The sequence below is a fragment of the Nocardia caishijiensis NBRC 108228 genome, assembly GCF_001612825.1.
Lineage (GTDB): Bacteria > Actinomycetota > Actinomycetes > Mycobacteriales > Mycobacteriaceae > Nocardia > Nocardia caishijiensis.
The window spans coordinates 204718-216896 of the sequence record NZ_BDBE01000006.1; the positions used below are offsets into that span (position 1 = coordinate 204718).

At 69.5% G+C, this 12179-nt stretch carries 12 protein-coding genes; 7 read left to right on the top strand and 5 right to left on the bottom strand.

From position 1 onward, the window contains the following. Positions 1-11: 11 nt before the first annotated feature. A complete protein-coding gene (locus NC7_RS01620) occupies positions 12-1829 on the bottom strand; it encodes a putative bifunctional diguanylate cyclase/phosphodiesterase (RefSeq protein WP_236573180.1) in 1818 nt (605 codons plus the stop codon). A gap of 78 nt (positions 1830-1907) precedes the next feature. Continuing rightward, complete coding sequence (gene serS / locus NC7_RS01625) at positions 1908-3164, bottom strand: serine--tRNA ligase (RefSeq protein ID WP_067977884.1); 1257 nt, start codon at positions 3162-3164, stop codon at positions 1908-1910. Positions 3165-3244: 80 nt separating this feature from the next. On the opposite strand from serS, the gene NC7_RS01630 reads away from it, so the two are divergent. The 6 genes from NC7_RS01630 to NC7_RS01655 all read left to right on the top strand — a co-directional run bounded on the left by NC7_RS01630 (position 3245) and on the right by NC7_RS01655 (position 8814). Continuing rightward, complete coding sequence (locus tag NC7_RS01630) at positions 3245-4942, top strand: aldehyde dehydrogenase family protein (RefSeq protein WP_067977886.1); 1698 nt, start codon at positions 3245-3247, stop codon at positions 4940-4942. 41 nt (positions 4943-4983) lie between these two features. Further along, positions 4984-6048: a septum formation family protein gene (locus NC7_RS01635; RefSeq protein WP_067977888.1), complete on the top strand. Its 1065-nt coding sequence runs from the start codon at positions 4984-4986 to the stop codon at positions 6046-6048. Continuing rightward, the gene (locus NC7_RS01640; RefSeq protein WP_067977889.1) at positions 6045-6395 is read left to right on the top strand and encodes a metallopeptidase family protein; all 351 of its coding nucleotides are present in this window, start codon (positions 6045-6047) and stop codon (positions 6393-6395) included. The genes NC7_RS01635 and NC7_RS01640 overlap by 4 nt, the downstream gene beginning before the upstream one ends. A gap of 109 nt (positions 6396-6504) precedes the next feature. Then, positions 6505-6816 carry a PE family protein gene (locus tag NC7_RS01645; RefSeq protein ID WP_067977891.1) on the top strand — a complete coding sequence of 104 codons (312 nt, stop codon included), beginning with the start codon at positions 6505-6507 and terminating at the stop codon, positions 6814-6816. A gap of 46 nt (positions 6817-6862) precedes the next feature. Continuing rightward, on the top strand, positions 6863-7987 hold the full coding sequence (locus NC7_RS01650) for a PPE domain-containing protein (RefSeq protein WP_067977893.1): 1125 nt from the start codon (positions 6863-6865) through the stop codon (positions 7985-7987). Continuing rightward, on the top strand, positions 7984-8814 hold the full coding sequence (locus NC7_RS01655; RefSeq protein WP_067977895.1) for an ESX secretion-associated protein EspG: 831 nt from the start codon (positions 7984-7986) through the stop codon (positions 8812-8814). Before NC7_RS01650 ends, NC7_RS01655 begins: the two co-directional genes overlap by 4 nt. On the opposite strand, the gene NC7_RS01660 is transcribed toward NC7_RS01655, so the two are convergent. The 3 genes from NC7_RS01660 to NC7_RS01670 are packed head-to-tail and all read right to left on the bottom strand — an operon-like array spanning position 8811 to position 10847. Next, a complete protein-coding gene (locus NC7_RS01660; RefSeq protein WP_067977897.1) occupies positions 8811-9479 on the bottom strand; it encodes a histidine phosphatase family protein in 669 nt (222 codons plus the stop codon). The genes NC7_RS01655 and NC7_RS01660 overlap by 4 nt on opposite strands. Then, positions 9476-10390, bottom strand: a complete 915-nt coding sequence (gene pheA, locus NC7_RS01665; RefSeq protein ID WP_067977899.1) for a prephenate dehydratase — start codon at positions 10388-10390, stop codon at positions 9476-9478. The genes NC7_RS01660 and pheA overlap by 4 nt, the downstream gene beginning before the upstream one ends. Positions 10391-10430: 40 nt before the next feature. Then, complete coding sequence (locus NC7_RS01670) at positions 10431-10847, bottom strand: hypothetical protein (RefSeq protein ID WP_067977900.1); 417 nt, start codon at positions 10845-10847, stop codon at positions 10431-10433. Positions 10848-10955: 108 nt separating this feature from the next. Here NC7_RS01670 and NC7_RS01675 point away from each other — a divergent pair, with 108 nt between their 5' ends. Next, complete coding sequence (locus tag NC7_RS01675; RefSeq protein ID WP_067977902.1) at positions 10956-11717, top strand: DUF2470 domain-containing protein; 762 nt, start codon at positions 10956-10958, stop codon at positions 11715-11717. Positions 11718-12179: the final 462 nt, after the last annotated feature.

Here is a 12179-nt window from a genome sequence, read left to right on the forward strand (position 1 = left end):
TTATGTACAGATCAGCCGAGCGGAATCCAGCCGTTGGCGGCGAGGGAATCGTCGTCGTCGGAGTGGGGGGTGTTGAGGTCGTTGATGAGGTCGGCGACCGGGTGGGAGTCGCTGTAGTGGTAGCCCTGGGCCAGGGCGAAGCCGAGTTCGGTGAGGACGGCGGCCTGGTATTCGGTTTCCACGCCCTCGGCGATCACCTGGAGGTCGAGGGACTTGCTGAGGGCGGCGATGACGCCCAACAGGGGCGGTGCGGGGGAATCGGAGCGGATGGCGGCGACGAAGGACTGGTCGACCTTGAGGATGTCGCTGGGGATCGTCGCCAGGCGGCTCAGTGAGGAGTAGCCGGTGCCGAAGTCGTCGATGGCGATGCGCACACCACGGTCGCGCAGGGTGTGCAGATTGGTGATGGCCGTCTGGGATTCGGCGGCCAATTCGCTCTCGGTCACCTCGAGCACGAGCTGGTCGGCGGGCCAACCGGTGTCGTTGAGGATGGTGGCGACCCGTTCGGCGTAGTCGGTTTCGGCCAGTTCGAGGCCGGAGACGTTCACGTTCAGAGTGAGGTCGAGGGAGGCGAAGCTCTCCTGCAGGCGGGCCGCGTCGGCGCAGGCGCGGCGCAGCACCAGCTCGTCCAGGTCGGAGATGAGGTCGTATTCCTCGGCGACCCGGATGAGGCCCTCGGTGGTGACCTCGGGCTGCGCGTTGGACGACCAGCGCAGCAGCGCCTCGACGCCGACGGCCTGGCCGCCGTCCTCGGTGAGGCTGACGATCGGCTGGTAGTGCACGTCGAGGGCACCGCTGTCGATGGCCTCGCGCAGCTCCACCGCGAGCGGCAGCTGCCGCGACGATTCCAGCACCGTGCGGTTGCGTCCGGCCTGCTTGGCGCGATACAGGCCGACATCGGCCCGGCTGACCAGCAGCGACCCCGACTCACCTGGCTGCCACGACGTGACACCGGCCGAACAGCCCATCGTCACCGCCGCGCGCAGCTGTTCGGTGAGCAGGATCGCGGCCTGCTCGGTGGTGCCGGGCAGCAGCAGGGCGAACACGTCGCCGCCGAAGCGGGCCAGCACCTGATCGGGGGCGAGCAGGTCGAGCCAGGTGTCGGCCACGCGCTGCAGCACGGCGTCGCCCGCGCGGTGACCGAGGTGGTCGTTGATCTTCTGGAAGCGGTCGAGGTCGACCAGCACCAGCGACAGACCCTGACCACCGCGCCCGGCCGCGTCGATCGCCGGGTTGAGCTGCTTTTCGAAACCGCGCCGGTTGAGCAGGCCGGTGAGTACGTCGATGTCGGCGTCGGACGCCATGCGGGTGAGGATGCCGACCACCACCCCGGCCCCGAAGGTGACCCCGGCCGGGATCAGACCCGACCACCACGGCAGCCCCCGATCGGGCAGCACCCACAGACACAGCACCATCGCCAGACCGATGTGCGCGGCGGCCTGCGGCCAGGCGAAGAACAGGGCCGCGTCGCAGGCGATGAAGACGTAGAACGACGCGAGCGTGATACCGCCGACGAGGTTCGGGAACGAATGCACGGCGATGGTGACCAGCACGGTCGCGGTCGCCAGGTAGAGGTGGTGCAGCGCGTGCGGCATGCGCGGGCCCCAGGCCAGCAGCGTCAGGCCGAGCAGCAACGCGACCGCGGCGGCGGTGCCGACCAGCACCCGGTTACCGTCGTCGCCCGGTGCGACGGCAGTGATGGTCAGGCCGAGGACACCGCCGAGAACGTAGAACGCCCCCGTTGTCCTGGCCATGACTTTTGCCGTCGCCAACGCCGATGCCGCCCGCACCCGGGTTCGGGTATCGCCGCGCGCCCCGATTCCTCGCACGAGCACCAGCCTAGATGTTGTTCGGTTCCGATGTTTGCCACATCACACAAATGCTCTACCAGCAAACAGTGGAAAACTCTACGGTGTCAAAACGTCGGTGCCGACGAAGGGGACGAGTGCCTCGGGCACCCGGACCGAACCGTCGGCCTGCTGGTGGTTCTCCAGGATCGCCACGATCCAGCGGGTGGTCGCCAGCGTGCCGTTCAAGGTGGCCGCGACCTGGGCTTTGCCGTTCTCGTCGCGGTAGCGCACCGAAAGCCTGCGCGCCTGGAAGGTGGTGCAGTTCGAGGTCGAGGTGAGTTCGCGGTAGGTCTGCTGGGTTGGCACCCACGCCTCGCAGTCGAACTTGCGGGCGGCCGAGCTGCCGAGATCGCCCGCGGCCACGTCGATCACCCGGTAGGGCACGTCGATCGCGGCGAGCATCTCGCGCTCCCAGGCCAGCAGGCGCTGATGCTCGGCCGAGGCCTGCTCCGGCGTGGTGTAGACGAACATCTCCACCTTGTCGAACTGGTGCACCCGGATGATGCCCCGGGTGTCCTTGCCGTAGCTGCCCGCCTCGCGACGGAAGCACGACGACCAGCCCGCGTACCGCTTCGGGCCCGCGCTCAGGTCGAGGATCTCGTCGGCGTGGTAACCGGCCAGCGGCACCTCCGAGGTACCGACCAGGTACAGGTCGTCGTCGGCGAGGTGATAGACCTCGTCCGAATGCTGACCGAGGAAGCCGGTGCCCGCCATGATCTCCGGGCGAACCAGCACCGGCGGGATCATCATGGTGAAACCGTTGGCGACCGCCCGCTGCGCGGCCAACTGCAGCAGACCGAGCTGCAGCAGGGCGCCGTGCCCGGTGAGGAAGTAGAACCGCGAGCCCGACACCTTGGCACCGCGCTCCATGTCGAGCAGGCCGAGCGACTCGCCCAGCTCGAGATGATCCTTCGGCTCGAAGTCGAACTCCCGTGGGGTACCGACGGTCTCGAGAACGATGTAGTCGTCCTCGCCGCCCGCGGGCGCACCCTCCTGGACCACGTTGGAGATGGCGCGATGCGCGGCGTCGAGGTCGGCGTCGGCCGCGCTCTGGGCGTGCTCGGCCTCTTTGACCTTCGCCGACATGTCGGTGGCGGCGGCCAGCAGCGCGGGGCGCTCCTCCTTGCTCGCCTTGCCGATCACCTTGCCCATGGCCTTGTGCTCGGCACGCAGGGAGTCGGCGGTGGCGACGGCGGCGCGGCGGGCGGCGTCGGCTTCGAGCAGGGCGTCGACGAGCGCGGGGTCCTCACCGCGGGCCCGCTGCGAGGCACGGACGGCTTCCGGGTTCTCGCGCAGGAATCGGAGGTCGATCATGAGAAAACAGCCTAGTTGTTTACGCGATCCTCAGAATTTCGGCCTATGCCAACTCGCCCGGGCCGGGGCATAGTTGCGGGGTGAGTACCACTTTCGACACCGCCGTCATCGATACCGCGCTCGACGATCTCACCGAGGGGGCGAAAACCTGGGCCGCGACCGATCTGCGCCGCCGCCGCGAACTGCTCGACGAGCTGCACGCGCTCACCGCCCGCGACGCCGAGTCGTGGGTGGCCGCCGCCAGGACCATCAAGCAGCTCGACGCCGACAGCCCCCTGCTCGGCGAGGAGTGGATGTCGGGCCCGATGACGCTGCTGGCGGGCGCCAAGGCCCTCAGCGAGTCGATGGCGGCGCTCGAGCAGGGCGCGAGCCCGATCGACGGTGTCGACCTCGGCACCGCGCCCGGTGGCCGGGTGAGCGTGCCCGCGCTGCCGCACGGCTTCTACGACTGGCTGCTGCTCAACGGGTTCAGCGCCGAAGTCTGGTTACGTCCCGGCGTCGACGCCGCCACCGCGCGGCGCAAAGCCGGGCTCGCCCAGCGTGATCCCGCGCAGACCAACGGGGTCGGCGCGGTGCTCGGCGCGGGCAACATCATGTCCATCGCGCCGCTGGACACCCTCTACGAGCTCTACGCCAACAACCGGGTGGTCGCGCTCAAGCTCAACCCGATCACCGACCCACTGCTGCCCGTGTTCCAGGCGGTGTTCGCCCCGTTCATCGAACTCGGTGTGGTACGCATCCTCACCGGTGGCGCGCCCGAGGGCGGGTACCTGGTGAACCACCCGAAGGTCGACCACGTCCACATGACCGGTGGCGCGCCGACCCACGACGCGATCGTCTGGGGTGTCGGCGAGGAGGCGCAGCGCCGCAAGCAGGCGGGTGAGCCCGCGCTCGGCAAGCCGATCACCAGCGAACTCGGCGGTGTCGCGCCCTGTGTCATCGTGCCGGGGAAGTGGAGTGCCGCGGACCTGAAGTTCCAGGCCGAGCACGTGGCGACCATGCGCCTGCACAACGGTGGCTACAACTGTGTGGCCGCGCAGACGGTCGTCCTCAGCGCCGACTGGGACCAGAAGGAGCAGTTCCTCACCGAACTGCGCGCCGCCATCGACAACGCGCCCGTCCGCCCCGCCTACTACCCCGGCAGCGACAACCGGGTCGAGGGCGCGCTCACCAGCTATCCCGACGCCGGGCGGGCCAACGGCCGCGTGCTCGTCGAGAACCTGCCGCTGACCGGCACACCGCTGCTGCGCACCGAGTACTTCTCCCCCGTCCTCGGCGTCGTCGAACTGCCAGGAACGGGTGCGGAGTTCCTCGACAAGGCGGTGGATTTCGCCAACGACGAACTGATGGGCACGCTCGGCGCCAACCTGCTCGCCCACCCGGCGACCATCGCCGAGCTCGGCGACGCCTTCGACACGGCCGTGGCGAACCTGCGCTACGGCACCGTCGCGATCAACTCCTGGACCGGTCTTGCGTTCCTGACGCCACGCGCGAGCTGGGGCGCGTTCCCCGGCCACACCATCGACGACATCCAGAGCGGCATCGGTGTCGTCCACAACGCCTTCCTGCTCGACGACGTGGAGCGGACCGTCGTGCGTGGACCGTTCCGACCCGCCCCGCGATCACTGTTCGCGGGCGAATTCGCCACCACCCCGAAGCCGCCGTGGTTCGTCAGCAACAAGACCGCGGCGAGCATCGGTCGCAAACTCACCGGCTTCTACGGTGACGGCAAGCTGCGCAGGCTGCCTGGCATCTTCGCCTCGGCGCTGCGCGGCTGAGGCCACCCGCCGCGCCGATCGGCTCCCATACAATCGCCGTCGTGTCCGATCACCAGAGCGACCCGGCCGAGAAAACCGCTGAACGCGGCGCCGGTCCGCTGCATCTGTCGGCGACGAAACTGCGGTGGGGACTGCTGATCGGCGCGCTCGGCGCGGTGCTCGCGGCCCTGGTCACGATGACGGTGACCGGTTTCGAATCCGACAAGGTCGAGGCACACCAGCCCGGCGCGGCGCCCGTGGTCAGGGACAAGGAGTTCAGCAGCGCCAACGAGGGCGACTGCCTGACCTGGAGCAAAGCGGACCGCAGCGACCTGGTGAAGGTGAACTGCGCCGACCAGCACCTGTTCGAGGTGGCGGGTGTCGTCGACCTGAAGGCCTACCCAGGCCGGGAGTTCGGCGACGGCACCCGGCACCCGGATTCGCTGCGGATGACCGAGCTGCGCGACGAGCACTGCGTGCCCGCGGTCCAGCGCTACCTCGGCGGCCGGTTCGATCCGCGCGGCAAGTACACCGTGAACGTGATGTCGCCGAGCCCGGCGGGCTGGCAGCACGGCGACCGCACGCTGCGCTGCGGGCTGCAGGTGGCGGCCACGTCGACCAGTCCGGCCTCGACCGGCACGGCGACCGAGGGCGACCAGTCGAAGGTGCACGCCCTTGGCACCTGCCTCGGCATCAACCAGAACCTGCCGACCGATCCGGTCGACTGCGCGCAACCGCACGCGGTCGAGATCGTCGGCACCGTCGATCTGGGGAAGAACTTCACCGGCGGCCCACCCTCGGAGGCCGATCAGGACAAGTTCGTCGAGTCCGAGTGCAATCGGTTGTCCACCGAATACCTCGGCAGTCCCGACGCGATCCGCAACAAGACGCTCACGTTGTTCTTCGACTATCTGGAACCGACCAGTTGGCTCGCGGGCAGCCGTCAACTCGACTGCTGGCTCGGAAAGGGCGCCGACCGTGAGGGTTTCGCGCCGATCGTCGGTTCGGCACGCGGGGAAATCCTGATCGACGGACAGGCCCCTGTCCCGCCACCCAACACCGGCCGCTCCACGCCCGCCCCGTTGCCCGGCGCCGCGCCGCTGCCCCCACAGCCACAACCACGATGACCGAACGGATGTCGCCCGACCGGTTCGAGGAGCTGGTCGGCGACGCGCTCGACCTCATTCCGCCCGAGCTCACGGGGGCCATCGACAACGTCGTGGTGCTGGTGGAGGCACGCAACGACGAGGAGCCCTCGCTGCTCGGCCTCTACCACGGCGTCGCCCTCACCGAGCGCGACAGTTACTACGCGGGTTCGCTTCCCGATACCGTAACCATCTACCGAGAGGCTATTCTCGACATCTGTAACAGTGACGACGAGGTGGTCGAGGAGGTCGCGATCACCGTGATCCACGAAATAGCACACTATTTCGGGATTGACGACGACCGGTTACATGAGCTGGGATGGGGCTAGTGAAGTGGGTGGGGAAATCGATGGAACCGAACGACCCGCTCTCGCGTCCTATCACTCGTAGGGGGAATTCTCGTGGTTCCCGTTAGTCGCCACTAGAAGGAGTCGGGTCATGGTTGGACACGTTCTCGTCACACCGGAAATCGTTTTCGCCGCGGCCGCCGAGCTGGATCTGCTGGCCGAGCGCCTCGCCGCGGCAGCAGCCCTCGCCGGGCCGACCACTCATGTGCTGCCCTCGGGCGCCGAGGAGGTCTCGCTGCTGGCGGCCGGACACTTCAACCGTGCGGCGGCCACCCACGACAGCGCCATCGCCCAGGGCATTCTCGAGCTGCACCACGCCGCCGCCACCCTGCGCTCGCAGCTTGTCACCCACATCGGAGAAGACATGGTCCGCGAAGGCGCGATCAACGCCATCCAGGTGTAGCCGTACCCGATCCGACGACGATCATTCATCCAGGGGAGAAACAAGCATGACCGCAGGGATCACCGGGGTCTTCTGGCTGCCGCGCATGGCCGAAGTCAACTCGACCACACTCAACGCGGGCGCCCACGCTGTGCCGATCTCGGCCGCGGCCACCTCGTGGGGCACGATCGCCGCCGCCTGGGGCGACGCGGCGTTCACCATCACGCGCGTGATGGCCGAAGTCGGCGTCGGCATGCAGGGTTTGAACGGTATCGCCGCACTCGCCAAGCTCGGCCCGTTCCTCAGCTGGACCGGCCAGCAGAGCGTGATGGCGGCGACGATGAGCGCCAAGGCCGCCGCCAACGCCACCGCCTACACCGTGGCCTCGATCGCGATGCCGAGCCTGCCCGAGATCGCCGCCACCAACGCCGCGGTCGCCGCCTCGGCCAACCCGCCCGGTGTGGTGTCGGGTGCTTTCGAGGTCGCCGAGGTCGCGCGCCATGCCATGGACATCCGTGCCGCGTTGGTGATGGAGACCTACGAGGCGGCGACGACGGCCACCGTCACCACGCCCGGTGAGTTCGCCATGCCGCCCTCGATCGCCAACGGTGCGGGATCCGCCGCCCAGAACGATGCGGGCGGCGATCCGTTGCAGACCGCCGTTGCCGCCGCGCAGGCGTTCGTGTCCAACCCCGGCGTGGTCAGCGCCGCCACCCAGGCCGCGAACGTGGCGGGCAGCGTCGTGTCCGGTGGTGTCGGCACGGTCGGCAATATCGGTGCGACCGCACTGTCGGCGGCCACCTCGACCGTTCCCGCCGCCGCGGGTGTCGCCCCGGCGATGGCCGCCGGTGCCGGTGTGTCCGCGATGAGCGGCATGTCCACCGCGTCGGCCGGTCTCGGTGGGGCGTCGCTCGGTGGCAGCGGGCTGAAGCTGCCCGAGGGCTGGGGTGCCCCGTCGGCGAGCGCCCCGGCGGCCGCACCGGTCGGTGAGACCGTTGTGGCCCGCTCGGAGGCCGCACCGGTGCGCAACACCCAGCCCGCCGCCAACCCGCTGCTCGGCAACCGCGCCAAGGGCGAGGACGACGACGAGCACGACGCGAACGACTACGGGCGCTCCGACGAGGCGTTCACCGATGGCCGCTACATCGCCGAGGGAGTGATCGGCGCCGATCTCAGCGGATCGGCCAAGTGACGGTGCTCGGCGGGGGCGGCGGCGGGTCGTTGCTCGAGGCGGTGGTGCTCTCGCTCGACGAGATGCAGTTCCTGCTCGAGCATCTGCAGTTCGACGAGATGCCCGTGGTGCTCGACGCCATCGGCCGCTACGACCATGTCTCGGCGCACGACGCGGCCATGGAGGCAGCCGAAAAGCTGCTCACCGAACGGGAATTGCTGTTCGGTGACGTGGTTGTACCCGAACTCGCCGAGCGTTTACGAGTGCTCTACCGACCGCAGTGGATCATCGCGCTGCGGTGGGTGGTCGCCGGGCAGGTGAACCGTTTCTGTCTGGCGCAGGGCGACGACCGCGCGGTCGTCGCCCTGCGCGGCCCGGACTCCTATGTCATCGACGACGCGGGTCTCGATCTGCCCGCCTCGGTGCTGCAGGCTCTCGGCACCACCGAGGCGCTCGAGCTGTACGGCATGAACGCGCCGACCGAGCGGCTCGCCCCGATCTTCGCCGATACCGGCGATGCCACCGCCACCGCCCAGCGGCTCGGCGAAATCGGCAAGCCCGCCACCGACGCGGCAACGCTCGCCTCGGCGCTGGTCGAGATCCACTCCTACGCCGAGATCGTCGGCGTCGCCTACGGCGACGGCACCCGCGAGGTGCAGGACAACCACATCGCCGTGTTCAACACGCGCGCAGGACGTTTCATCATCACCGCCAGCGTCGCCGACGACGGCGTGAAGTGGTCGTCCATCGCCACCGGAACCAATGCCCGGCTCCGCACCGCCGTGGCCGACCTGATCGAATCCCTGCCGATCCGAACGGAATTCAAGGCCACCGCGCCTGGCGCCTAACCCATCGGGTCGTCCGGGGTCGGGTCGGCCTTCACCGTGAACGGTGGGGTGAATCTGCCCCAGCGCAAGCATTCCCAGCCGCCGTCCTCGGTGGGGAGCAGCTCGATGGTCTCGGTGTTGTCGAGGTGGTTGTTGGTGGTGAACGGCGGTGCGACGCCGGCCAGTTCGCGACCGACCAGACGCATTGCGGCACCGTGGTTCACGACGACCACGTCGCCGTCTTCATCGCCCTCGAGATATCGCGCGCGCAACTGGGCGAGCACCGGGAGGATGCGGTCGAGCACCTCTCGGCCGGATTCCCCGCCGGGGGTTCTCGTCTCGAGTTCGCCGTGGTGCCAACCACGGTAGATCCGCTGGAACAGTTCGTGGGAGTCGCGGTCGGAGCGGCCGTGGAGTTCGCCGACCTGCACTTCGTAGAGGTCGGGGAGGATCTCGGCGGTCGTCCCGGTGGCGGCTTCGATGTAGCTCGCGGTCTGGCGGGCCCGGAGGGCCTCGGAGGCGACGAGCACGCGGGGTGGGCGGATCAACGCGTCGCCGAAGGCTTTCGCCTGTGCCACACCGCGTTCGGTGAGCGGCAGGCCGGGGACCTGGGTGTCGAGGATGCGAGCCACATTGCCCTCGGTCTCTCCGTGGCGGACCAGGATCAGTTTCGCGCGGTTTGTCATAGGTCCGCGACCCCCTTTCGCAGTTGCGTCAACCATTGCGCGGCCGGTTCGTCCGACGGCGGCGGGGTGCCGACGGCGGAACAGGCTGGCCACGAACCGAGGAAACGGATCCGGGCGGTGCGGTGCAGCGCCTTCAAGGTCTCGGCGACGGCCGGGTCGTCTATGTGGCCGACGCAGTCGAGGTAGAAGCGGTAGGTGCCCATCCCGGTGCGGGTCGGCCGGGATTCGATGCGGGTGAGATCCACACCCCGCGTGGCGAATTCGGCGAACGCGCGCATCAGCGAACCGGGTTCGTTCGGCAGTTCGAGGACGACGGAGGTGCGGTCGGCACCGGTGGGCTGCGGGGCGAGGCCGGGTCGGCGCACCAGCACGAAACGGGTGATGGCCTGTTCGTGGTCGGCCACACCGTCGGCGAGGGTGACCAGGCCGAGGCGTTCACCGGCCAGGGCGGTCGAGACCGCCGCGTCGGCGGTGCCTGCCAGCACGTCCTCGGCGGCGGCGGCGTTGGAGGCCGAGATGAACGGCGTCGCGGCGGGCATGTTCCTGGCCACCCACTCGCGCACCTGCGCGGCCGCCACCGGGTAGGCCGCGAGCGTGCGTATGTCGGCGAGGGTGGTGCCGGGCCGGGCGAGGATCGAGAAGGTGACCTCGAGTTCGGTTTCGGCGACGATCTGTAGGCGCGGGCCGACGGCGAGCGAGTCGAGGGTGGCGGGGATGGAGCCTTCGACGGAGCTCTCGATGGGGACCACGGCGCCGGTCACCTCGCCCGCGCGGATCAGATCGAGGGCCGCGCCCTGGCTCGGCGCGGCGACGCGCTCGACGGGTTCGTCGAACGCCCCCGATTTCTCGAACTGCACCAGCGCCATCTCGGTGAAGGTTCCGGATGGCCCGAAATACGCGATACGCGGCACACAGAAAGATTAGCTGGACCGGCGGCGGGCGCGCCCCGGCTCAGGACTCGAGCACCGACACCGCCGCGCGAACCGCCTGCTCATCACTGGTTTCGATGCCGAGCAGCACGGTACGGGTCGCCTCGATAGCGGCGGGTTTCAGTGCGGTGAGGAAGGCGAGGTCGGGGGTGGAGAGCGCGGTGGGGATGTCCTCACCGCAGAGCGCGGCGACCGTGCCCGCGACGACGGCGAGCGCGCGGGGGCCGCTGTCGGTGCGGGCGACGAACCCGGCGTCGGCGTGGGCGGCCTCGACCAGGGCGGCGGCCAGTCGCGGGTCGGGGATGTCGATGTCGACGACACGGGTCCCCGCCGGGGTGCTGCCGAGCGGGCGGATCAGGCCCGCGACGAGGCTGCGGCGCGGGGCCGACAGGCTGACCAGCACGGGTTCGCCGGGAGAGGTGGTGTCGTCGTGCGCCATTCGTCCACGGTAGACGGCCGCTGTCGGCGTGTCGGCGGCGGACCTCTTGCGCGGAGCCGCCGAGTAACTTAGCTTAGGTTTACCTTATTCACTGTCGCGGAGGTTGACATGTCGAGCCCCACCACGATTCTCGCGCCCACCACTGCCGAGCGCGTGCGCAGTGCGTGTCTGCGCGCGGAGACCGCGGTGCTCGCACTGCCAGGCATCGACCCCGTGCCGACCACCCTGCACCACCTGCGCCGCTGCGGTGACGCCGTGATCGCCGTACCCGCCGACTCGCTCGCCGCCGCCCTCGCGGCCACTGCCAACGAGACCTCCGCGGTGCTCGAACTCACCGACCACGCACCCCTGCCGCTGCGCGAACCCGTCCGCGCGCTGGTGTGGTTGCGCGGTTGGGTGCGGCAGGTGCCACCACACGCCCAGCGCGCGCTCGCCGTCGAAATCGCCAAGGACTTCCCGCATCCCGGCCTGCTCGACGTCGGCCACGGCGCGACCTTGCTGCGCGTGGTGGTGAATTCGGCCGTACTCGCCGACACCTCCGGCGCCGAATCCGTCGACCACGCCGACCTGCGCGCCGCCACCGCCGACCCGTTCTGCGAGATGGAGGGCGCCTGGCTGGCCCACATGGCCGAGGACCACGCCGACCTCATCGCCCAACTCGCCCGCCACCTACCCGCAAGCCTCCAGGGCGGCCGCGTGCACCCCCTGTCGATCGACCGCTACGGCATGACCCTGCGCGTCGAGAGCATCGACGCCGATCACGATGTGCGCCTCCCCTTCTCGGCCCCCGCCGACGACATCGAATCCCTGAGCAAGGCCGTCCGCCTCCTAGCAGGCTGCCCCTTCCTCAACGGCCTGCGCCGCATCTGACCCATGCACACCTGACTCCTGACCTCCGGTGCACCCAACAACCTCCGGTGCATCCCAGCAACTTCGCACCACCTGAGCGCCCCCCATGGCACTCCCAGCCCGCCCGGCCCACTCGAGCCCGCCACATACCGCACACCCAGCCCACACGGCACCAACCGAGCCCGCCGCCTACCGCACTCCCGGCGACCGGCACCACTTGAGTACGCCACTACCGCATTTCTAGCCCACACGGCACCGCTCGAGCCCCGCCAGCTGCCAAACTTCCAGCTCCACGGCACCACCGGACCCGCCGCCTACCGCATTTCCTGCCCCACGGCACCACTCGAGCCCCGCCAGCTGCCAAACTTCCAGCCCCACGGCACCACCCGAGTCCGCCACCTACCGCACTCCCGACCCGCACGGCACCACCCGAGTCCGCCACCTACCGCACTCCCGACCCGCACAGCACCACTCGAGTCCGCC